The sequence below is a fragment of the Solwaraspora sp. WMMD1047 genome, from assembly GCF_029626155.1.
In the GTDB taxonomy this organism is placed as follows: Bacteria; Actinomycetota; Actinomycetes; order Mycobacteriales; family Micromonosporaceae; genus WMMD1047.
In genome coordinates this window covers 6,434,616-6,456,737 of sequence record NZ_JARUBL010000001.1, presented here as the reverse complement: position 1 = coordinate 6,456,737, position 22,122 = coordinate 6,434,616, and the positions used below count along the sequence as shown (strand labels likewise).

21 protein-coding genes and 1 tRNA gene are annotated in these 22,122 nt (G+C 73.0%); 15 read left to right on the top strand and 7 right to left on the bottom strand.

Features of this window, described 5'->3' with window-relative positions:
- Nucleotides 1–59 precede the first annotated feature (59 nt).
- A complete protein-coding gene (locus tag O7627_RS29570; RefSeq protein WP_278096731.1) occupies nt 60–512 on the top strand; it encodes a DUF4383 domain-containing protein in 453 nt (150 codons plus the stop codon).
- 88 nt (nt 513–600) lie between these two features.
- The gene (locus tag O7627_RS29565; RefSeq protein ID WP_278096730.1) at nt 601–1,062 is read left to right on the top strand and encodes a DUF4383 domain-containing protein; all 462 of its coding nucleotides are present in this window, start codon (nt 601–603) and stop codon (nt 1,060–1,062) included.
- Between the two features lie 57 nt (nt 1,063–1,119).
- Here the strand turns inward: O7627_RS29565 and O7627_RS29560 are convergent, their stop codons facing one another.
- Nucleotides 1,120–1,815, bottom strand: a complete 696-nt coding sequence (locus tag O7627_RS29560; RefSeq protein WP_278096729.1) for a TetR/AcrR family transcriptional regulator — start codon at nt 1,813–1,815, stop codon at nt 1,120–1,122.
- Between the two features lie 52 nt (nt 1,816–1,867).
- A complete protein-coding gene (locus O7627_RS29555) occupies nt 1,868–2,839 on the bottom strand; it encodes an acyl-CoA desaturase (protein ID WP_278096728.1) in 972 nt (323 codons plus the stop codon).
- 150 nt (nt 2,840–2,989) lie between these two features.
- Here O7627_RS29555 and O7627_RS29550 point away from each other — a divergent pair.
- The 8 genes from O7627_RS29550 to O7627_RS29515 all read left to right on the top strand — a co-directional run bounded on the left by O7627_RS29550 (nt 2,990) and on the right by O7627_RS29515 (nt 10,595).
- Nucleotides 2,990–3,061, top strand: a tRNA-Gln gene (locus tag O7627_RS29550).
- Between the two features lie 72 nt (nt 3,062–3,133).
- A complete protein-coding gene (glmU, locus tag O7627_RS29545) occupies nt 3,134–4,687 on the top strand; it encodes a bifunctional UDP-N-acetylglucosamine diphosphorylase/glucosamine-1-phosphate N-acetyltransferase GlmU (protein WP_278098483.1) in 1,554 nt (517 codons plus the stop codon).
- Between the two features lie 102 nt (nt 4,688–4,789).
- On the top strand, nt 4,790–5,770 hold the full coding sequence (locus O7627_RS29540) for a ribose-phosphate diphosphokinase (protein ID WP_278096727.1): 981 nt from the start codon (nt 4,790–4,792) through the stop codon (nt 5,768–5,770).
- A gap of 249 nt (nt 5,771–6,019) precedes the next feature.
- A complete protein-coding gene (locus O7627_RS29535) occupies nt 6,020–6,691 on the top strand; it encodes a 50S ribosomal protein L25/general stress protein Ctc (RefSeq protein WP_278096726.1) in 672 nt (223 codons plus the stop codon).
- A gap of 71 nt (nt 6,692–6,762) precedes the next feature.
- Nucleotides 6,763–7,353, top strand: coding sequence for an aminoacyl-tRNA hydrolase (gene pth, locus O7627_RS29530; protein ID WP_278098482.1), 591 nt, complete (start codon nt 6,763–6,765; stop codon nt 7,351–7,353).
- Between the two features lie 120 nt (nt 7,354–7,473).
- Nucleotides 7,474–8,304 carry a 3'(2'),5'-bisphosphate nucleotidase CysQ gene (locus tag O7627_RS29525; protein WP_278096725.1) on the top strand — a complete coding sequence of 277 codons (831 nt, stop codon included), beginning with the start codon at nt 7,474–7,476 and terminating at the stop codon, nt 8,302–8,304.
- A gap of 78 nt (nt 8,305–8,382) precedes the next feature.
- Nucleotides 8,383–9,294: a sulfate adenylyltransferase subunit CysD gene (gene cysD / locus O7627_RS29520; RefSeq protein WP_278096724.1), complete on the top strand. Its 912-nt coding sequence runs from the start codon at nt 8,383–8,385 to the stop codon at nt 9,292–9,294.
- Nucleotides 9,294–10,595, top strand: a complete 1,302-nt coding sequence (locus O7627_RS29515) for a GTP-binding protein (RefSeq protein ID WP_278096723.1) — start codon at nt 9,294–9,296, stop codon at nt 10,593–10,595. Before cysD ends, O7627_RS29515 begins: the two co-directional genes overlap by 1 nt.
- A 3-nt stretch (nt 10,596–10,598) precedes the next feature.
- Here the strand turns inward: O7627_RS29515 and galK are convergent, their stop codons facing one another.
- Both galK and galE read right to left on the bottom strand, forming a co-directional pair.
- On the bottom strand, nt 10,599–11,867 hold the full coding sequence (gene galK / locus O7627_RS29510) for a galactokinase (protein ID WP_278096722.1): 1,269 nt from the start codon (nt 11,865–11,867) through the stop codon (nt 10,599–10,601).
- Nucleotides 11,864–12,871, bottom strand: coding sequence for a UDP-glucose 4-epimerase GalE (galE, locus tag O7627_RS29505; protein ID WP_278096721.1), 1,008 nt, complete (start codon nt 12,869–12,871; stop codon nt 11,864–11,866). Before galE ends, galK begins: the two co-directional genes overlap by 4 nt.
- Before the next feature lie 94 nt (nt 12,872–12,965).
- Between galE and O7627_RS29500 the strand changes: the two genes are divergently transcribed.
- Complete coding sequence (locus O7627_RS29500; RefSeq protein ID WP_278096720.1) at nt 12,966–14,018, top strand: hemolysin family protein; 1,053 nt, start codon at nt 12,966–12,968, stop codon at nt 14,016–14,018.
- On the opposite strand, the gene O7627_RS29495 is transcribed toward O7627_RS29500, so the two are convergent.
- Nucleotides 13,943–15,283 (bottom strand): hypothetical protein, encoded by a 1,341-nt coding sequence (locus O7627_RS29495; protein ID WP_278096719.1) that lies wholly within the window; start codon nt 15,281–15,283, stop codon nt 13,943–13,945. The genes O7627_RS29500 and O7627_RS29495 overlap by 76 nt on opposite strands.
- Entirely contained in the window at nt 15,276–15,917 is a 642-nt protein-coding gene (locus tag O7627_RS29490; protein WP_278096718.1) for a sigma-70 family RNA polymerase sigma factor, read from the bottom strand. The genes O7627_RS29495 and O7627_RS29490 overlap by 8 nt, the downstream gene beginning before the upstream one ends.
- A 114-nt stretch (nt 15,918–16,031) precedes the next feature.
- On the opposite strand from O7627_RS29490, the gene trpS reads away from it, so the two are divergent.
- Together trpS and O7627_RS29480 are read left to right on the top strand one after the other, a co-directional pair.
- A complete protein-coding gene (gene trpS, locus O7627_RS29485; RefSeq protein ID WP_278096717.1) occupies nt 16,032–17,057 on the top strand; it encodes a tryptophan--tRNA ligase in 1,026 nt (341 codons plus the stop codon).
- A gap of 4 nt (nt 17,058–17,061) precedes the next feature.
- Complete coding sequence (locus O7627_RS29480) at nt 17,062–17,646, top strand: 2'-5' RNA ligase family protein (RefSeq protein ID WP_278098481.1); 585 nt, start codon at nt 17,062–17,064, stop codon at nt 17,644–17,646.
- Nucleotides 17,647–17,649: 3 nt separating this feature from the next.
- On the opposite strand, the gene O7627_RS29475 is transcribed toward O7627_RS29480, so the two are convergent.
- A complete protein-coding gene (locus tag O7627_RS29475; protein ID WP_278096716.1) occupies nt 17,650–18,240 on the bottom strand; it encodes a TIGR03086 family metal-binding protein in 591 nt (196 codons plus the stop codon).
- A 175-nt stretch (nt 18,241–18,415) separates the two neighbouring features.
- Between O7627_RS29475 and O7627_RS29470 the strand changes: the two genes are divergently transcribed.
- Nucleotides 18,416–20,260 carry an ABC transporter ATP-binding protein gene (locus tag O7627_RS29470; protein WP_278096715.1) on the top strand — a complete coding sequence of 615 codons (1,845 nt, stop codon included), beginning with the start codon at nt 18,416–18,418 and terminating at the stop codon, nt 20,258–20,260.
- The gene (locus O7627_RS29465; protein ID WP_278096714.1) at nt 20,257–21,987 is read left to right on the top strand and encodes an ABC transporter ATP-binding protein; all 1,731 of its coding nucleotides are present in this window, start codon (nt 20,257–20,259) and stop codon (nt 21,985–21,987) included. Before O7627_RS29470 ends, O7627_RS29465 begins: the two co-directional genes overlap by 4 nt.
- Nucleotides 21,988–22,122 lie beyond the last annotated feature (135 nt).

Genomic DNA, 22,122 nt, shown 5'->3' with positions numbered 1-22,122 from the left:
GCCCGATGCGGGAGAATCACCGGTGACCCCCACCGGAACGGCGTTGGAGACTGACGACTATGCACAACCCGGTCAACCACCCCGCGCAGCCGATCTACCGGGCGATCGGCGGCCTGATCGGCATCTACCTGGTCATCTTCGGGGTGCTGGGGGTGGTCGAGACCGGCGGCGGGGAACTCTTCGCGCAGGACGACACCGCGGTGCTCGGGCAGGGCAGCAACTTCGGCTTCTCGATCATCTCGGTGCTGCTCGGCGTGCTGCTGCTGGTCGCCGCCGGCATCGGCCGCAACATCGACGTCGCGGTCAACACCTGGCTCGGGTACGGACTGATGGCGCTCGGCCTGCTCGCGTTGGCCTTCCTGCGAACCGACGTCAACTACCTGAACTTCAGCATCGCCACCGTCGTGGTCGTCATGATCCTCGGCCAGGTGCTGCTGGTCGCCGGGATGTACGGCCGGGTCGGCTCGGACGACGAGAGCCGGGCCTGGCAGGACGGCCGGCTGCGCGCCTGACCGGAGGCTTTCCTGGTCGTTCCGGTGACCGGGTCGGTCCCGTCGGGCGACAATTCGGGATGATTGCCGCCCGCACCGAGGAGGGGCCGTGGCCCACATCCCCGTCAACCATCCCGCCCGACCGCTCTTCCGCGCCTTCGCCGGCCTGATCGGCCTCTACGTGCTGGTCTTCGGGGTGGTGGGGGTGGCGGTCACCTGGGGTGAGCCGCTCTTCGACCGGGGCGACCACCAGGTGCTCGGCCTGCGGGCGAATCTGGCGTTCGCGCTGGTCTCCGTCGTCTTCGGCATGATCATCCTGGTTGGCGCCGTGCACCGGGGCAACCTGGGGCACTACCTGAATCTCACCGTCGGAGTGGTCTTCATGGTCACCGCGCTGGCGATGATGACCGTCCTGCAGACCGAGCTGAACTTTCTCAACTTCTCCATGTCGACGGTGATCGTCTCGATGCTCTTCGGGCTGACCTTCCTCGCCACCGGGCTCTACGACAAGGTCGGCCCGGTGGAGCACGCCGAGTCCGTCGACCGGGTCCGGCGGGGCCAGGCGGCCTGATCGGGCCGTCGCCGGGGCCGGGTGCCGGCCGGTCTCCCGCGGGCCGGGCTCGCGACCTCAGCGGGGCCGGTGGGTCAGCAGGGTGGGCTTGGCCTCCAGGTGGGACAGCCCGTTCCAGGCCAGGTTCACCAGGTGGGCGGCGACCGTCTCCTTGCGGGGCTTGCGCACCTCCAGCCACCAGCGGCCGGTGAGCGCCACCATCCCCACCAGCGACTGCGAATACAGCTCAGCCAGCTTGGGGTCGTACGCCCGGCTCTTGAACTCGGCGCCGAGGATGTGTTCCACCTGGTGCGCCACGTCGTTCATCACGCTGCTGAAGTTGCCGGTCGCGGAGAGCACCGGCGACTCGCGGACCAGCACCCGGAAGCCGCTGGTCTCCTCCTCGATGTAGGTGAGCAGCGCCAGCGCGGCCTGTTCCAGCAGCTCCCGGGGGTGGCCGGCGGTCAGTGCGGTGGTGATCCGGTCCAGCAGGGCCAGCACCTCGCGGTCGACGACGACCGCGTAGAGCCCCTCCTTGCCGCCGAAGTGCTCGTAGACCACCGGCTTGGAGACCTTCGCGCGGGACGCCACCTCCTCGATGGAGGTGGCGTCGAAACCGCGCTCGGCGAAGAGCTGACGGCCGATGGCGATCAGCTGTTCGCGACGTTGGGCCGCTGACATGCGTACCCGGGAACTGGTCTTGGTCGCCGCTGGCGGCGGCGCTGGCGGCCGGTCGCGCCCGACGCCACCGTTCGTGCTCGGGCTGTCTGTCACCCGGCCATCCTGCCAGGTACCGGTCTGGTGCGGGTTGACCGGGACGATCCGCTCAGGTCGAGCTGCCGGGTTTCACCAGCTTCGCGGCGATCCGGTCGGTCTTCGGCCAGCGCACGTTGTACGCCCAGCCGAGCTTCTCGAAGACCCAGATGGTCCGGGCCGAGATGTCGATCTGGCCGCGCAGCACGCCGTGCCGGGCGCTGGTGGGGTCGGCGTGGTGCAGGTTGTGCCAGCTCTCGCCGAACGAGATGATCGCCAGCGGCCAGAAGTTGGAGGCCTTGTCACCCTGGCGCACCTCGAACGGGCGCTCACCGTAGACGTGGCAGACCGAGTTGATCGACCAGGTCACGTGGTGCAGCAGCGCGATGCGGACCAGCCCGGCCCAGAAGAAGGCGGTGAGTGCGCCCTGCCAGGACCAGGTGAGCAGGCCGCCGGCGACGGCCGGGGCCAGCGCGGTGAAGATGACGATGGCCGGGAAGAGCCGGTCGATCCGGCTGATGTCCCGGTCGGCGAGCAGGTCGGGGGCGAACCGCTCCCGGTTGGACAGTTCGCGGTGGAACAACCAGCCGACGTGCGCGTAGAACAGGCCCTTGGTCAGGCCCCAGACGCTGGTGCCGAACCGCCACGGCGAGTGCGGGTCGCCCTCGACGTCGGAGAAGGCGTGGTGCCGGCGGTGGTCGGCGACCCACTGGGTGATGTTGCCCTCGATGGCGAGCGAGCCGGCCACCGCGAGGGTGATCCGCAGCCACCGCTTGGCCTTGAATGAGCCGTGCGTGAAGTAGCGGTGGAAGCCGACCGTGATGCCGAGCCCGGCCACCAGGTAGAACGGCACGGCGATGGCCACGTCGGTCCAGCCGAGCCAGCCACCCCAGGCGACCGGGACGGCGGCGATCAGGGCCAGGAACGGGATGACGACGAAGCCCCAGAGGGCGACCAGGATGCCGGGGGACTGCGGCCCTTCGGTGAGCGGTTTCGGGCCGGTGGGCGGGGTGACGGGCGACTGATCGAGTACGGCGGTAGACATGGCACCTCGCTGGGGGTAGATCACTAACTTACGCCTACGTCACCGTAACCTACGGAAGCGTAAGTTGCTATGGACGCGATCCCGGCCGGGGCGCCGGACGTCGGGTGATCCAGACATCGGCGGTAGGCGTTAGGCTGTGAAGCAGAGCGATCGGCCGTGGTGTAATTGGCAACACGTCGGGTTTTGGTCCCGGTATTCTAGGTTCGAGTCCTAGCGGCCGAGCTGTCCCCAGAAGTCCGAATCTGGGGTCGTTCAGGGGAAGTGCCGACCATCCCTCCCCACGCGGTTAGCATGATGCCGCGACCTGCCGGCCGTCCTGACGGGAGCATTCTCGTGTCCCAGCCCCGGATCCGCACCGCCGTCATCCTCGCCGCCGGCGAGGGCAAACGGATGAGGTCCGCGCTGCCCAAGGTGTTGCACCCGCTGCTCGGCCGCACCCTGCTCGGGCACGTGCTGGCCGCCGCCGAACCGCTCGCCGCGCACCGCACCCTGGTCGTGGTCGGACACGGCGCCGACCAGGTCACCGCCCACCTCGCCGAGATCGCCCCGGACGCCGCCACCGTCCTGCAGGCCGAACAGCGCGGCACCGGGCACGCCGTCCGGATCGCGCTCGACGCACTCACCGACCTGACCGGCACCGTCGTGGTGATGAACGGTGACGTGCCGCTGCTGCGCCCGGAGACCGTCGGCGCGCTGATCGCCGACCACGAGTCGACCGGGGTCGCGGCCACCGTGCTGGCGGCCGAGGTGGCCGACCCGACCGGGCTCGGCCGGATCGTGCGCGACCAGGCCGGCCGGCTGGAGCAGATCGTCGAGGAGCGGGACGCGACCGAGGACCAGCGGCGCATCCGCGAGGTGAACGCCGGCATCTACGCCTTCGACGCGGTGCTGCTGCGCGAGCTGCTCGGCAAGCTCTCCACCGACAACGACCAGGGCGAGGAATACCTCACCGACGTCTTCGGGCTGCTGGCCGGCGCGGGCGATCCGGTCGGCGTGCACCTCGCCGGGGACCCGGTGGAGACCCTCGGCTGCAACGACCGGGTCGAGTTGGCGACGCTGCGCGGGCTGCTGCGCGACCGGGTCAACGAGAGCTGGATGCGCTCCGGCGTCACCCTCCTCGACCCGGCCTCCACCTGGATCGACGTCACCGTGATGCTCGGCCGGGACGCGGTGGTCGACCAGAACACCCAGCTGCGCGGCGCCACCGTGGTCGGCGCCGAGGCGCTCGTCGGGCCGGACGTGACGGTCGTCGACAGCAGCGTCGGGGCCGGCGCCACCGTGCTGCGCAGCCACGTCGTCGGCGCCGAGATCGGCCCCCGGGCCAGCGTCGGCCCCTACGCCTACCTGCGGCCGGAGGCCGTGCTGCGCGAACGCGCCAAGGCCGGGACCTTCGTGGAGGTGAAGAAGTCCGAGCTCGGCGAGGGCGCCAAGGTGCCGCACCTGAGCTACGTCGGGGACGCCACCATCGGCCCGAAGGCGAACATCGGCGCCGGGACGATCTTCGCCAACTACGACGGGGTACGCAAACACCACACCACCGTCGGCGAGGCCGCCTTCATCGGCTGCGACACCACCCTGGTGGCACCCGTCGAGGTGGGGGCCGGGGCGTACGTGGCGGCCGGCAGCGCGATCACCACGAGCGTGCCGTCCGGCGCGCTCGGCGTGACCCGCGCCCAGCAGCGCGACATCGAGGGCTGGGTGGCCCGCCGCCGGCCCGGCACCACCTCGGCGGAGGCCGCCGACCGCGCCCGGCGGGAGGCGGCCGGCACCGACGAGGGTGAGTCATCGCACGAGCCGCCGCGCGGCGGTGGCGACGGCGCCGAAGCCAGGCATACTGCAACCGAATAGTCCCTGGTCCCACTGGGAACGACAGAACCAGTGGGCCACCAGTTCCGGACCGGGCCGGCAATCCTCGGCCGGAACACCGAGTAACGGGAGCAGAGCGAGCCGATGGGCAGCATCGTCGCCGAAAACCGCAAGAGCCTGATGCTCTTCTCCGGCCGGGGCTTTCCCGAGCTGGCCAGTGAGATCGGCGAGGTGCTCGGCGTGGCGCCGACGCCGACCGACTCGTACGAGTTCGCCAACGGCGAGATCTTCGTCCGGTTCAAGGAGTCGGTCCGCGGCTCCGACGCCTTCGTCGTCCAGTCGGTCACCCACGGCGTCAACAAGTGGGTGATGGAGACGCTGATCATGGTCGACGCGCTGAAGCGCGGATCGGCCAAGCGGATCACCGTGGTCCTGCCGTTCTACCCGTACGCCCGGCAGGACAAGAAGCACCGGGGGCGCGAGCCGATCTCCGCCCGGCTCGTGGCCGACCTGCTCAAGAAGGCCGGCGCCAACCGGATCCTCACCGTCGACCTGCACACCGCCCAGATCCAGGGCTTCTTCAACGGCCCGGTGGACCACCTGTTCGCGATGGACATCCTGGCCGCCTACGTCGAAAAGCGGTACGCCGGCCGGCCGATGACGGTGGTGGCGCCGGACTCCGGCCGGGTCCGGGTCGCCGAGCGCTGGACCGACCGGCTCGGCGGCTGTCCGCTGGCCTTCATCCACAAGACCCGGGACCCGCTCAAGCCGAACCAGGTGGTCGCCAACCGGGTGGTCGGCGAGGTCGAGGGGCGGGTCTGCCTGATCGTCGACGACATGATCGACACCGGCGGCACCATCTGCAAGGCGGCCGAGATCCTGGACCAGGCCGGCGCGGCCGAGGTGCTGGTCGCCGCCACCCACGCGCTGCTCTCCGACCCGGCCACCGAGCGGTTGAAGAACAGCCGGATCAGCGAGGTGGTGGTCACCAACACCCTCCCGCTGCCACCGGAGAAGCAGCTCGACAAGATCACCGTGCTGTCGATCGCCCCGCTGCTGGCCCGGGCGATCCGGGAGGTCTTCGACGACGGTTCGGTGACCACCCTCTTCGGCGGGCTGAGCTGACCCCACCCGGACGCGCGGCCGGTCCCCTGACCCAGGAGGGGACCGGCTGAATGCCTCGCCGCGCCTCGGGTAGACTGGTGCGGTTGCCACGGCGAGGGTGCCCTGCGGGCCGCTGAGGAAGCGCCTAACGGACGCACCGTCATCGACGCGGTGCTCCGGGCAGTGTTCACACGCAAGAGCCCCAGCGAGCCCCTCGCCCCAGCACCGCCAACGACGTACCGCCGCAGCGACCGTATCAGGAGTCTTCCCGTGTCCGAGGTAAAGATCAGCGCCGAGCCCCGTACCGAGTTCGGCAAGGGTGGTGCCCGTCGTACCCGCCGGGCCGGCAAGGTGCCCGCCGTGCTGTACGGCCACGGCGAGAAGCCCAAGCACATCGCGCTGCCCGCGCGCGAGTTCGCCGCCGCGATCCGGCACGGCGGCGCCAACCAGCTCTTCGCCATCGAGATCAGCGACGGCACCCAGGCCCTCGCCCTGCCGAAGGCGATCCAGCGCGACCCGATCAAGGACAGCTTCGAGCACATCGACCTCCTCCTCGTCCGGCGCGGCGAGAAGGTCACCGTCGAGGTGCCGGTCCAGCTGGTCGGCGAGCCGGCCCGCGACACCCTGGTCATGCACGAGCACGACACCCTCTCCGTGACCGCGGATGCCACCCGGCTCCCCGACCACCTGGAGACCTCGATCGACGGCCTGGAGCCCGGCTCGCAGGTCACCGCCGCCGACGTCCGGCTGCCGCAGGGCGTCGAGCTCGCCGTCGACCCGGAGCTGGTGGTGGTCGTGATCACCGCCGCACCGACCGCCGAGCAGCTGGCCGCCGAGACCGGCGAGGTCGGCGAGCCGGCCGAGGCCGAGGAGGCCGCCGAGGCGCCGGCCGAGGCCGCCGAGGGCGAGGCCGCGCCGGCCCAGGCCAACGCCGAGGCCTGACCGAACGCATGATGTGGGGGCGCCTCCGGGGAAACCGACCGGGGGCGCCCGCGCAGCATGAGGAGAGGGACATCGTGGACGAGGCGCGGCCGTGGCTGGTGGTCGGCCTGGGCAACCCCGGCCGGGAGTACGCCCGCCACCGGCACAACGTCGGCTTCCTGGTGGCCGACCTGCTGGCCGACCGGACCGGCGGCAAGTTCAGCCGGCACCGGCGGGCGGTCGCCGACGTCGCCGAGGGCCGGCTCGGCTTCGGCGGGCCGAAGCTGATCCTGGCCAAGCCGCTCACCTACATGAACCTCGCCGGCGGACCGGCGGCCGCGCTGGCCCAGTTCTTCAAGGTGCCGCCGGGGCAGGTGATCGCGGCCCACGACGAGCTGGACCTGCCGTACGGCACGGTGCGGGTGAAGTGCGGCGGCGGCGAGGGCGGCCACAACGGGCTGCGCTCGATGTCCAAGTCGCTCGGCACCAAGGAGTACGTCCGGGTCCGGGTCGGCATCGGCCGCCCGCCCGGCCGGCAGGACCCGGCCGACTACGTGCTCTCCGACTTCTCCGCCGTGCAGCGCAAGGAGCTGGACTTCATCGTGGACCGGGCCGCCGACGTGGTCGAGTCGGTGGTCAGCGAGGGCGTGGAACGGACCCAGAACGCGTACCACGGGGGGTAGCTGCGGCCGCGTTTATGGGCCGCCCGCCCGGACGCCCGGTAGGGTTTCCGGCAGTAAGGAGGCGGAAACAATCATGACACGTACGGTGAGCCCGGTGCGTGCGCCCGGCGGAGCCCGCTGATGGCCGCGCCACCGGCCAACGACGGCGCCTTCGCGAGCTGGCTGGCCGGCCGGGCCGGCCGGGCCCTGCTCGACCTGCGCGCCGAGATCGGGCACGCCGACCCGGGCGCGCTCAAGGCCGCCGGTGACAAGGTCTCCCACGATCTGCTCCGCACCGAACTGGCCCGCTGGCGGCCCGGCGACGCGGTCCTCTCCGAGGAGGACGAGGGCTCCCGGCTGGCCTGGGCCGCCGACACCGAACCCGCCGCCGCCCCCCGGCTCACCGCAGACCGGGTCTGGATCATCGACCCGCTCGACGGCACCCGCGAGTTCTCCGAGGAGGGCCGGGCGGACTGGGCGGTGCACGTGGCGCTCTGGGCGCGTACCGCGGCCACCCGGCACGGCCTGGTCGCCGGGGCGGTGGCGCTGCCCGCCCAGCACCGGGTGATCGACACCGAGAACCCGCCCTCCTACCCGCCGATGGCCGTTCGTCCGCCGGCCGGGCCGACGATGCGGCTCGCGGCCAGCCGCAGCCGCCCCCCGGTCTTCCTCACCGACCTCGCCGCCGGCCTCGGGGCCGAGCTGGTGCCGATGGGCTCGGCCGGCGCCAAGATCGCCGCGGTGGTGGCCGGCGACGTCGACGCCTACGTGCACGCCGGCGGCCAGTACGAGTGGGATTCCGCCGCGCCGGTGGCTGTGGCGACGGCCACCGGGCTGCACGCTTCCCGAATCGACGGATCCGCGTTGCAATACAACGGGGCCGATCCGCGCCTGCCCGACCTGGTGGTCTGCCGGAAGGACCTCGCCGCCCGGCTGCTCGCCGCCCTGCACCGGCACCTCCCGACCGCCTGACCGGCGCCGGGACGGAGCCGGAGAACCGAACGGAAGAGTCTGGAGAGATCGCATGACCGAGCGAAGGAGGCCCGCGACATGAGCCCGACGGCCGCGTACCGGGTGTCGCACCTCGCGGCGCTCGAAGCCGAGAGCATCTTCGTCATCCGCGAGGTGGTGGCGGAGCTGGAACGTCCGGTGTTGCTCTTCTCCGGCGGCAAGGACTCGATCGTGATGCTCCGGCTCGCCGAGAAGGCGTTCGCGCCGGCCCGGATTCCGTTCCCGGTGATGCACGTCGACACCGGGCACAACTTCCCGGAGGTGCTGGCGTTCCGGGACCGCCGGGTCGCCGAGCTCGGGCTGCACCTGGTGGTGGCGAGCGTGCCGGAGGCCCTGCAGGCCGGCCTGGTCCGCGAGTCCGCCGACGGCATGCGCAACCGGATCCAGACCCCGGTGCTGCTGGCGGCGGTCGAGAAGTACCGGTTCGACGCCCTGTTCGGCGGCGCCCGCCGGGACGAGGAGAAGGCCCGGGCCAAGGAGCGGGTGTTCAGCTTCCGGGACGACTTCGGCCAGTGGGACCCGAAGAACCAGCGTCCCGAACTCTGGTCGCTCTACAACGGCCGGCACCACCCGGGCGAGTCGATCCGGGTCTTCCCGCTCTCCAACTGGACCGAGCTGGACGTCTGGCACTACATCGCCCGGGAGAACCTCGCCCTGCCGTCGATCTACTACGCGCACGACCGCGAGGTGATCGAGCGGGACGGGATGCTCTACGCGGTGAACGAGTTCCTGCCGGCCCGCGACGGCGAGACCCCCTTCGTCGAACGGGTCCGCTACCGGACCGTCGGCGACGCCTCCTGCACGGCCGCCGTCCGCTCCGACGCCGACACCGTGCAGACGGTGATCGACGAGGTGGCCGCCACCCGGATCACCGAGCGGGGTGCCACCCGGGGCGACGACCGGGTCAGCGAGGCCGCCATGGAAGACCGCAAGCGGGAAGGTTACTTCTGATGACCGCGACGGTGCCGCACACCGCCACCGAGCCGGAGCTCCGCGCCATGGACCTGCTGCGGTTCGCCACCGCCGGCAGCGTCGACGACGGCAAGTCGACGCTCATCGGCCGGCTGCTATACGACACCAAGTCGCTCTTCACCGACCAGCTCGCCGCCGTCGAGGCGGTCAGCTCGGCCCGGGGCGACGAATACACCAATCTGGCGCTGCTCACCGACGGCCTGCGGGCCGAGCGGGAGCAGGGCATCACCATCGACGTGGCGTACCGCTACTTCGCCACCCCGCGGCGGAAGTTCATCATCGCCGACACCCCGGGGCACATCCAGTACACCCGCAACATGGTCACCGGCGCCTCCACCGCCGACCTGGCGCTGATCCTGGTGGACGCCCGCAAGGGCCTGGTCGAGCAGTCCCGCCGGCACGCGTTCCTCTGCTCCCTGCTGCGGGTGCCGCACCTGGTCCTCTGCGTCAACAAGATGGACCTGGTGGACTGGTCCCAGGAGGTCTTCGAGCGGATCGCCGACGAGTTCACCTCGTTCGCGGCCAAGCTGGAGGCGCCCGACCTGACCGTGGTGCCGATCTCCGCGCTGCACGGCGACAACATCGTCACCCGCTCCGAGAAGACCCCCTGGTACGAGGGGCCGTCGCTGCTGCACCACCTGGAGCACGTGCACATCGCCTCGGACCGCAACCTGGTCGACGTGCGGTTCCCGGTCCAGTACGTGATCCGGCCGCAGTCGACCACCGTCACCGACTACCGCGGCTACGCCGGCCAGGTCGCCTCCGGGGTGCTCAAGCCCGGCGACGAGGTGATGGTGCTGCCGTCCGGCTTCACCACCCGGATCGCCGCGATCGAGACCGCCGACGGGCCGGTGACCGAGGCGTTCCCGCCGATGTCGGTGACCGTCCGGCTCGCCGACGAACTGGACGTCTCCCGGGGTGATCTGATCTGCCGGCCGAACAACGCGCCGGCGGTCGCCCAGGACCTGGAGGCGATGGTCTGCTGGATGGACGAGTCGCAGCCGCTGCGGGTGGGCGCGAAGTACACCATCAAGCACACCACCCGGACCGCGCGGGCGGTGGTGCGCGGGCTGCACTACCGGCTCGACGTCAACTCGCTGCACCGCGACGAGTCGGCGGCCGAGCTGGCGCTCAACGAGATCGGCCGGATCCGGCTCCGGACCACCGTGCCGCTGCTCGCCGACGACTACCGGCGCAACCGCACCACCGGCGGGTTCATCATCATCGACGAGGGCACCAACCGGACGGTCGGCGCCGGGATGATCGTCGAGACCTCCTGACGGTCATCCCGCCAGCCGCCGCGCCCCCGGGCCGGCGACGGCGGGGAAGGCGACCGGGGCGGTGAAACCCCGATCCGCGTACGCGGCGGCCACCGCGCCGGCCACCCGGTCCGCGTCGGCCGCGTCGACGAGCGCCAGTACGCAGCCGCCGAACCCGCCGCCGGTCATCCGGGCCCCGTACGCCCCGGCGGCCAGCGCGGCCTCGACGGCGGTGTCCACCTCCGGCACCGTGATCTCGAAGTCGTCCCGCATCGAGGCGTGCGAGGCGGTCAGCAACGGCCCGATCTCGGTGACCCGGCCCGCCTTGAGCAGGGCGACGGTGTCGAGCACCCGCTGGTTCTCGGTGACCACGTGCCGGACCCGGCGCCGGTGCACCGGGTCGTCGAGCCGGCCCAGCGCCGCGTCCAGCGCGTCGACCCCGACGTCGCGCAGCGCCGGCACGCCGAGCCGGTCGGCGGCCGCCTCGCAGGCCCGGCGGCGGGCGGCGTACTCGCCGGTGACGTGCCGGTGCGGGGCGCGGCTGTCGATGACCAGCAGGGCCAGGCCGGCGTCGGCCAGGTCGAACGGGATCTGCTCGACCTCCAGCGACCGGCAGTCCAGGAAGAGCGCGTGCCGGTCCCGGCAGCGGATGGACGCCGACTGGTCCATGATCCCGCAGGGCATCCCGGCGTAGTCGTTCTCGGCGCGCTGGGCCAGGCCCGGCCGGTCGTCCACCGGCAGGTCCAGCCCGCCGAGGTCGGCCAGGGCGGTCAGCACGGCGGACTCCAACGCGGCCGACGACGACAGGCCGGCGCCGAGCGGCACGTCGGAGGCGATCGCGAGCCGGGCCGGCGGCACGTCGAAGCCGGCCGCCCGCAGCACCCAGACCACCCCGGCGACGTACCCGCCCCAGCCGGTGACCCGGCCGGGGGCGTCGGCGTCGGCGGCGGTGAAGGTGATCCGCTCCCCGGACTGCTCCGACCAGACCGTCCACTCCGGCCCGGCTGCGCCCGCCTGACCAGGCCCGGCCGGATCGGACCTGGCCGGGCTGGCTGGCCCGGCTGGATCGGACCCGGCTGGGCCGGCTGGGCGGGCGGCGACCACCGTGCTGTGTGGCAGCGCGAACGGCAGCACAAAGCCGTCGTTGTAGTCGGTGTGCTCGCCGATCAGGTTCACCCGCCCGGGGGCAGCCCAGACGCCGGCCGGGTGGTCGGCGTACCAGGTGTGGAAGCCGTCGGTGGCGCGGCGGGCGACGGCGTCGACGAGGCCGGCCTGCTGCTCGGTCGCGCTCATCTGTCCTGCCTCCGGTAGAAGTCCCAGGCGTCGCCGACCATCTCGGCCAGCGTCGGCTTCTCCGGCACCCAGCCCAGCTCGTCGCGGGCCAGCCGCGCCGAGGCGACGAGCGTGGCCGGGTCACCCTCGCGGCGGGGCGCGGTCTCCACGGGTACGGGGTGCCCGGTCACCTCGCGGACCACCTGCACCACCTGCCGGTTGGAGAAGCCGTTGCCGTTGCCGAGGTTGTAGATCCGGTGTTCGCCCGGCACGGCCGCGGTCAGCGTGAGGAGGTGGGCGCGGGCCAGGTCCGTCACGTGCAGGTAGTCGCGGACGCAGGTGCCGTCGGGGGTGGGGTAGTCGTCGCCGAAGAGGGTGAGCTTGTCGCGCCGGCCGGCGGCGACCTGCAGGGCGATCGGGATCAGGTGGGTCTCCGGGTCGTGCCGTTCGCCGAGCGCGACGCCGGGCGCCAGGTGGGCGCCGGCCACGTTGAAGTAGCGCAGCGACACCGCGGCCAGCCCGTGCGCGTACGCCTCGCCGGTGAGCGCCATGTCGACGGCCAGCTTGGTGGCGCCGTAGGTGCTGGTCGGTGCCGTGACCGCGGTCTCCGGGATGGGGATCTCGACCGGGTTGCCGTAGACGGCGGCGGTGGAGGAGAAGACCAGGCGGGGCACCCGGGCGGCCCGCACGGCGTCCAGCAGGGCCAGCGAGCCGACCGTGTTGTTGGCCCAGTAGCGCTCGGGGGCGGTCATCGACTCGCCGGCGGCGATCAGCGCGGCGAAGTGCAGTACGCCGTCGAAGCCGGCGTCTGCGGTGAGTACCGCGGCGGCGTCGTGTACCCGGCCCCGGACGACTGTCGCGTCGGGAGCCAGCGCCTCGGCGTGCCCGGTGCGCAGATCGTCGAGGACGACCACCTGGTGCCCGGCGTCGAGCAGCAGCCGGGTGACGATGCTGCCGATGTAGCCGGCGCCGCCGGTGACCAGAAGTTTCACGCCGCTCCCTCCGCGCCGGTGGCCGCCTAGCATTCCACCATATTCCGTCAGGCATCAACAGAGTCGAACATCGTCGGCTCCGCCCGGACCCGCCCGGAACGGGCCGTTGGTGTCTACCATCTCTGGCATGCGGGAATCCGGCGGAACCGGGATCCGGCGACGGCCGAACCGGAGCCCACAGCGGCAGCCCGGCCCGCTGGCCCGCGTACTCGCCCGGCTGGTGGTCCGGACCTCGGACGCCGCCACCCGGGCGGTCACCGCCCTGCTCGGCGCCAGCCCCACCGCCGGCCGGGAACAGATCAGCGAGGCCGAGCTGCGCGACCTGGTCGCCGCGAACACCGTGCTCGACCCGGTCGAACGGCGGATCATCGACGAGGTGCTGGAGGCCGGCGCCACCCCGGTCCGCGAGGTGATGATGCCCCGCACCGAGGTGGTCTTCCTCGCCGCCGGGCTGTCGCTGGCCGAGGCCGCCGACCTGGTACGCGCCGAGACGCACACCCGGTACCCGGTGATCGACGGCACCCACGACGACGTGGTCGGCTTCGTCCACCTGCGCGACGTGCTGCTGCGCCCCGACGGCGACCCGCGCACCACGATCGGCGAGCTGACCCGGGAGGTCAAGCAGCTACCCGGCAGCAAACGGGTGCTCGCCGCCCTGACCGAGATGCGCCGCGAGCGGCACCACCTGGCCGTGGTGGTCGACGAGTACGGCGGCACCGCCGGCATCGTCACCCTGGAGGACCTGATCGAGGAGCTGGTCGGGGAGATCCACGACGAGTACGACGACGCGCCCGACCCGGCCCCGGCCGGCGCGCCGGCCGAGGTGGACGGCCGGCTCAACCTGGCCGACTTCGCCGAGCAGACCGGCCTGCTGCTACCCACCGGCCCGTACGAGACGGTCGGCGGCTTCGTGATGTGCGCGCTCGGCCGGCTCCCGGTCGACGGCGACGAGGTGCCGGTCGACCCGGTCGACCCGGACCGCGCCGATCGGGCTGATCGCGCCGACGGCGCCGGACCGGCCGGCGGTGGCTCGGGCTGGCTGCTGCGGGTGGCGGCCCTGGACGGGCGGCGGGTGGCCCGGGTCGCCGTGGTGCCGGTCGGCGGTCAGTTGATCTGGAGCTTGCGCCAGGTCGCCCCGTCCGGCGAGTACGCCGCCCAGCCGGAGCCGAACAGGTCGTAGGCCACGTAGCCGGCGAGCGTGCGGGCCAGCCGCCCGACCGCCGGTAGGGTGCCCTCGGCCCGGGTGAACGTCCGCCCGTCGTCGGCGCTGACGTACCACCGCTGGTCGGTGTCGGTGGCGAGCAGCCGACCGTCCAGCAACGGCACCAGCTCACCCGCCGCCCCGATCGTCGTCCCGGCGTCGCCGGTCCGGGTGAACGACCGTCCACCGTCGGCCGAGTGGAAGATGGCGAGCAGGAACCGATCGGGGCCGAGCACAGTGGCGTAGACGTGCCTGCCGAGGCTCGTGACCTCTACCGACGGGAGTTCCTCGGCCGGCAGCCCGTCGGTGCCCACCGGTGGCGTCAGGGCGACCGGTTGCCAACTCGTACCACCGTCGCGGGTGACCGCCACCGTGGCGGTGCCGTCGCGTACCCCGCCGACCCACCAGGCGCCGTCGGCGGCGGCAGTGGGCGCCACCCAGCAGACGCCGAAACCGGGCTGCCGGAGGAGGGGCCGCCGGGCGGGCTGTTTGGCCCGGAGGCGATCGGGCTGCCATACCTCGACGGTGCCGGCACACCGCTGGCCGCCGGGACGGAGTCCGAGCAGGTCGTCCGGACCGGCCGGGACTCCCGGCAGGTCCGGTTCGGGCGCCGGAGCCGGGAACCAGGTCCGGCCGCCGTCGGCCGAGGCGTACCCGTCTTCGGCCGGACCTGGGTGGGCGGCGAGCGTGCCGTCGGGGAAGGCGAGGAGTTCCGCGTGCGGCCAGCCGGCGGTGTCGGCGGGCAGCTCCACCTGCCGCCAGCTGGCGCCGCCGTCGGCGGTGCTGGCGGCGGTGACCGGGCACGGGTTGCCGGTCAGGCACGCGGAGAGCAGGTGGCCGTGTTCCGGATCCACGAACTCGACGTCGGTGATCACCCCTGGCGGCCTCGGGACGTCGGTCTCGACCAGGCCGTTGATGATGATGCCGGCGTCGGAGTAGACCGGGCCGGCGGGCGGGGCGTCGGCTGGCGCCGGCGGCGCGTGCGGGTCCGACCAGTTCCACATCGGCAGGGCCACGGCGACCGCCACGGCGAGCAACGCCGCCCCGCCGGCGGTCCGGCGCCGCCGTCTACGACTCACCGCCCGCCGCCGGATCCGGGCCAGCGGCGGCTGCTCGATGCTGTCCAGCACGACGGTCCGGGCGTCCCCCAACCGGGCGTCGAGCCTCGGCTGGGCGTCGGGCGTCGGTTGGGCGTCGGGCGTTGGGCGCATGTCGGGGCCGGTCACCGGCGGTGGCTCAGGCATGGCTGTTGACCTCCGTGGTGCCGGTGGCCCTCGGGGTGCCCGGTCCGTCCGGCCGCGACCGGGACCGCTCCGGGTGCGGCTGGTCCGGATGCGGCTGGTCCGGGCTCGGCGGAATGTCCTCGCGGTAGTCGCCGAGCCGGGCGGCGAGCGCTGCCCGGCCCCGGGACAGCCGGGACTTGACCGTCCCGGACGGCAGGTCGAGCAGCTCGGCGATCTCCTCCACCGGCAGGTCGGCGAAGTAGTGCAGCACGATGACCTCCCGGTAGCCGGTCGGCAGCCCGGCCAGCGCCGTCCGCAGGTCGGTCCGCTCCGGCCCGGGGGCTGCCTCGACCAGCCGGGCCACCGGCCGGTCCCGCAGCAGGATCGCGTCGAGCAGCTGCCGGCGGCGCCACCGCCGGCGTACGACGTTCATGGCGACCGTGCGCAGCCACGCCTCCGGGTTGTCGACGTCGGTCAAACCGGCCGGCCGGGCCAACGCCCGGGCGAACGCCTCCTGCACCACGTCCTGCGCCTCCGTCAGGTCCGGAGTGAAGGCGTAGAGCTGCGCGACCAGGCGGCGGTAGCAGGCGTGGTACAGCTCGCCCATCGCCTCGTCCACCGCGGCCCGCCCGCGTCCGCCCTGCCGGCGTCCCAATCGCCTTCCCTCCCGCTTCTGAGGGTATGGAGCCACGACCCGGCCGTCAGGTTCCCGCGTTCGGGTGCGGGGTCGTCGCCGACTTCTGCCGGGCATGCTGTCAGAATTGCCGGCATGCCCGACGTGTCTCCCCGGCCCCGAGTGCTCTCCGGGATCCAACCCACCGCCGACTCGTTCCACCTGGGCAACTACCTGGGAGCGGTCCGCAACTGGGTGGCGATGCAGGAGACCCACGACACCTTCTACTGTGTCGTCGACCTGCACGCGATCACCGCTGGACACGACCCGGTGACCTTGCGGCAGCGGACCCGGGTGGCGGCGGCGCAGCTGCTGGCGGCCGGGCTGGACCCGGAGCGGTGCACCCTGTTCGTGCAGTCGCAGGTGCCCGAGCACCCGCAGCTGGCCTGGGTGCTCGGCTGCATCACCGGGTTCGGCGAGGCGAGCCGGATGACCCAGTTCAAGGACAAGTCCGCCCGGCAGGGCGCCGAGCGCTCCACCATCGGGCTCTTCACCTACCCGATCCTGCAGGCGGCGGACATCCTGCTCTACCAGGCGGACGCCGTACCGGTCGGCGAGGACCAGCGCCAGCACCTGGAGCTGACCCGGGACCTGGCCCAGCGGTTCAACACGGTGTTCGGGCCGACCTTCACCATCCCCGCGCCGTACATCGTCAAGGACACCGCGAAGATCACCGACCTGCAGGAGCCGACCGCGAAGATGTCGAAGTCGGCGTCGTCGGCGGCCGGCATCATCGACCTGCTCGACGACCCGGCCAAGTCGGCGAAGAAGATCAAGTCTGCGGTCACCGACACCGGCCGCGAGATCATCTTCGACCCGGCCGGCAAGCCGGGGGTGTCGAACCTGCTCACCATCTACGCGGCGCTCACCGGCCGGACCATCGACGACCTGGTCGGGGCGTACGACGGTCGGGGTTACGGCGATCTCAAGAAGGACCTGGCCGAGGTGGTGGCGGAGTTCGTCCGGCCGATCCAGGAGCGCACCCGCGGCTACCTGGACGACCCGGCGCAGCTGGACAAGCTGCTCGCGATCGGGGCCGAGAAGGCCCGGACCGTCGCGGCGGCCACGCTGCGGTCGGCGTACGACCGGGTGGGGTTCCTGCCGGCGGGGAGGAACGGTTAACCCGATCGGACGGGGAGAACGCTACGAGCCGGAGGTCGAGGGCGCGTCGACCCGGGTCGGTGTCGCCGTGGACATCCCTGAGCCGTGGGGCAGCTTCCTGACCCGCCGCCGGGCCGAGGCCGGTGACCCGCAGGCCGCGTACGTGCCGGCGCATCTGACCCTGCTCGGCCCGACGGAGATCCCGTTGGCCAGCCTGCCGGCGGTGGAGGCGCACCTGGCGCTGGTGGCCGCCGCCCATCCGCCGTTCACCCTGCACCTGCGGGGCACCGGCACGTTCCGGCCGGTGACCGAGGTGGTCTTCGTCGCGGTGGCGTCCGGCATCGGCGAGTGCGAACTGCTCGCCGAGGCGATCAGGGCGGCGCCGGAGTTGCGCCGGGAGACCCGCTTTCCGTACCACCCGCACGTCACGGTGGCCCACGACGTCGAGCCGGCGGCGCTGGACCGCGCGTACGAGGATCTGGCTGATTTCTCCGCCGTCTTCGACGTCGACCGGTTCACCCTCTTCTCCCACAACGGCGAGGCGCGTTGGCAACCGCGGCGGGACTATCCGCTGCGGCAACGGCCGGCGTCCGCCGGCCCGACCGCCTGACCGCTACCCCTTCCAGTCGGGGTCGCGACCGGCGAGCGCCAGCACCCGGTCGAAGAGCGGCGCGTCCGGGTCGGGGCGCAGTTGGGGGCCGAACAGTCCCGGGGTGCCGTCGTCGCTGGCCTGGTGCGAGACCAGCCCGTGCACCGCTTCGACGGTGCGCGGGTCCGGCTCGAACGGCTGATCGGTGCCGCGGGCCAGATCCCAGCCGTGCAGCGTCAGCTCGTTGAGGGCGACCACCCCCATGATGGCGCCGGGCAGGTTGGCCCCGCCGACCGCGGTCTCGCCGGTCCAGGCGGCCGGGTCGCGCCAGGCGGCCACCAGCGCGTCGAGCCGTTCCGAGAGGTCCTCGCGCCAGCTGGCGGGGAGGTTGACGGCGGAGGGTTCGGCGGGGCCGCCCGGGGCCGGGTCGGGTGCCTTCGCCGCGGCCATCCGGAACGCGACGGTCAGCCCCAGCAGGTGGTCGAGCAGATCACCGACCGTCCATCCGGCACACGGTGTCGGGTTGGTGAGCCTGTCGTCGGTCACTGCGGGCAGCAACCCGCGCAGCGCGCGGGCCGCCGGTTCCAGGTCCGCAGTGGAGGCGGTGTCGGCCATCTGGACTCTCCTTCGCTTGCCGGCTGGTTTCCCGATGTCGGGCATCCGCACGGTATCGAAGGGGGCCGACAATCCGGCACCCGTGCCGGCTCACCTCGAACCCGCTTGCCCGCCTCATGGCGGTCGGCCGGAAATCCACGCGAGACGACGGATACGAGTGGCTATGGTGGATCGAGTGTCCCTCCGGTTGCCGCACTCCGATCCCGGGACGCCGGACACCCGGGGGCCGCTGCTCTACATCTGGTGGCTGGTGCGCAGCCAGCCGTGGCGGGTGCTGCGCGGCGCCGCGATCGGCACGATCTGGATGGTCGGCCTGGCGCTGCGGCCGTACCTGATCGCCCGCGCCATCGACGACGGCCTGCGGACCGGCGACCACCGGGCGCTGCTGTTCTGGGTCGCCGCGATCGTCGTCGCCGGGCTGCTACTGGCCTACGCGGGCATCATGCGACACCGCACGATGACCTTCGTACGCGAGGACGCCAGCGCCCGCTCGGCGGCCGTGCTGCTGCGCCAGCTCACCCGGATCGGCGCTGTGCTGCCCCGCAAACTCGCCGCCGGTGAGGTCGCCACCGTCGGCGGCTCCGACATCGTGCACACCTCGCAGGTGCTGACCATGACCGGCCCGGGGGTCGGGGCGGTGATCGCGTACGCGGTGGTCGCCGTGCTGCTCTGGTCGGTGTCGCCGACGCTGGCGCTCTGCATCCTGGTGGGTGTGCCGGCGGTCGGGCTGGCGGTCGGCCCGCTGCTGCGCCGGCTGGAGCGGGTCGAGTCCGCCTACCGGCGCGAGCAGGGCGAGCTCACCACCCGGGCCGGCGACATCGTGGCCGGGCTGCGGGTGCTGGCCGGCGTCGGCGGTCGCGGCCTCTTCGCCCGCCGGTACGCCACCCGGTCGCAGGCACTGCTGGCCAAGGGCTACCGGGTCGGTGCGGTGGGCAGCTGGGTGCAGGCGCTCACCCTGGTGATCCCCGGCCTGTTCCTGGCCGCGGTGGTCTGGCTGGCCGCCCGGCTGGCCGCCGAGGGCACCATCACCATCGGCCAACTGGTCGCCGCCTACGGGTATGTGGCGGTGCTGATGGTGCCGGTCTGGTTCCTGCTGGAGGGCACCCGCCAGACCATCCGAGGCCGGGTCTCGGCCCGCCGGATCGTCGCTCTGCTCAACCTCACCCCCGACCCGGTCGACGGCTCGACCGCCGAAGCCGACAGCCCTGGCAGGGCGGTCGCCGGCTCGACTGGCGGGGCCGGCTCGTCCGCCGAGGCTGGCGGGGGCGGCTCGTCCGCCGAGGCTGGCGGGAGCGGCTGGGTCGGTGGGGAGCCCTGGCCGGCTCCGGATCGGGCGGCCGAGCTGCGGGATCCGGCCACCGGGCTGACCGTGCCGGCCGGTCGGCTGGTCGGGGTGGCCGCCGCCGATCCGGCCGAGGCCGGCGCGCTGGCCGACCGGCTCGCCCGGTTCGCGCCCAGCGACGTGAGCTGGGGCGGGGTGCCGTTGACGGCGATCGAGCTGGCCGAGGTGCGGGCCCGGGTGCTGCTCGCCGACCACGAGTCGTACCTGTTCGCCGGGACGTTGCGGGACGTGCTGCGGGCCGGCCGGACGACGGGCGGCGACGCCGAGATCCGGGCCGCGCTGCGGACGGCCGCCGCCGAGGACGTCGCCGACGCCCTGCCGTCCGGGCTGGACAGCGAGGTCGGCGCGCGGGCCCGCACCCTCTCCGGCGGCCAACGGCAACGGGTACGCCTGGCGCGGGCCCTGCTCGCCGAGCCGGAGGTGCTGATCCTGGTCGACCCGACGTCGGCGGTGGACGCCCACACCGAGGCCCGGATCGCCGACCGGCTGCGCACGGCCCGGTCCGGCCGGACCACGGTGCTGCTCGCCACCTCCCCGCTGCTGCTGGAGCGGGCCGACACCGTGGCGTACCTGCGCGACGGTCGGGTGGTCGCCACCGGCAGCCACGCCGAGCTGCTCGCCCGGGAGCCCGGCTACCGGGCGCTGGTGGCCCGCGACACCGAGGAGGTACGGCGGTGACCGGGTTGCCGGTGGCGGACCGGCCGGCGGCCCGCCGGGCGGCGTGGCAGCTGTTGGCGGCGGACCGGCGGGCGATCGGGGTGGTCCTCGCGCTGCACCTGGCCGCCGCGGTCACCGCCCTGGTCCCGCCCTGGCTGATCGGTGTCATCGTCGACGAGGTGACCGGCGGGGCCGGGGTCTCCACGGTGGACCGGCTGGCGCTGGCGATCTGCGGGTCCGCGCTGCTGCAGGCCCTGCTCACCCGGTACGCCCACTACGCGAGCCACCGACTCGGGGAGCGGGCGAACTCCCGGCTGCGGGAGGACTTCGTGCACCGTACGCTCGCGCTGCCGGTCGCCGCGGTCGAGCGGGCCGGCACCGGGGACCTGGCCACCCGCAGTTCGATGGACGTGGCGACGGTCGGCACCATGGTCCGCGACGTGGTGCCCGTGGTGATCATCGCCTCGGCGCAGCTGTCGCTGCTGTTCGGCGCGGTCTTCCTGCTGCACCCGCTGCTCGGTCTGGCGGCGCTGGCCGGGCTGCCGACGATCTACCTGGCCACCCGCTGGTACCTGCGCCGGGCCCGGGACCGCTACCTGGCGGAGGGGGCGGCGACCGCCGCGCTCACCGACGCGCTGACCACCACCGCAGAGGGTGCCCGCACCGTGGAGGCGCTCGGCCTCGGTGCCGAGCGGGAGCGGTACGGCCGGGAGCGGATCGGCCAGGTGTGGACGACCCGCCGGGCGACTCTGGCGTTGCGGTCGGTGTTCTTCCCGGCCGTGGAGGGCAGCTACCCGCTGCCGGTGGCCGCGGTGCTGCTGATCGGCGGCTACCTACTCAGCCGGGACATGGTGACCATCGGCGCCGTGGTCGCCGCCGCCCTCTACCTGCAGCAGGCGATTGCGCCGCTGGACTGGTTGCTCCAGTGGCTGGAGCAGGCCCAGCGTGGCCTCGCCTCGTTCGCCCGGGTGCTGGGCGTCGGCCAGGTTCCGCCGGAGCCGCGCGGGGTGACCACGGTGCCGGCCGACCGGCGGCTGGTCGTACGCGGGGCGCGGTTCGCCTATGGCGACGGCCCGGAGGTGCTGCACGGCATCGACCTGGCGGTGCGGCCCGGCGAACGGCTCGCCATCGTCGGCCCGTCGGGCGCCGGCAAGTCGACGCTGGCCCGGCTGTTGGCCGGGATCGATGCGCCGAGCGCCGGGGAGGTGAGCATCGGCGGCTGCCCGGTCACCGCCCTGGACCCGGCCGAACGCCGCCGCCGGATCGCGCTGATCACCCAGGAGCACCACGTCTTCATCGGGTCGCTGCGCGACAATCTGACCTTCGCCGCCCCGGGGGCCTCCGACGACCAGGTGCGGTCCGCGCTTGTCGTCGTCGGGGCCGACTGGTACGCCGACCTGCCCGCCGGCCTCGACACCGAACTCGGCGACGGGGCGCGTGAGTTGACCGCCGCCGAGGCGCAGCAGCTCGCGCTGGCCCGGCTGGTGCTGGCCGACCCGCACATCCTGATCCTGGACGAGGCGACGGCCGCGTTGGACCCGACGACGGCCCGCCGCACCGAGCGGGCGCTGGCCGCCGTGCTGACCGGCCGGACGGTGATCGCCATCGCCCACCGCCTGAACACCGCGCACGACGCCGACCGGGTGGCGGTCCTCGCCGACGGCCGCATCACCGAACTCGGCACCCACGACGACCTGGTCCGCGCCGCCGGCCCCTACGCCGCCCTCTGGCACTCCTGGCACGGCTGATGCTCCCACCGTTCCTTGATCAAATGATGAGAACGGTCGTGACAGGCGCCTGGTAGCGCCCCTTTTCATCATCTGATCAAGGTGAACCGGGTGGGACCGGGCAGGTGGACATCGGATGTTCATGTGTGGTGGGTC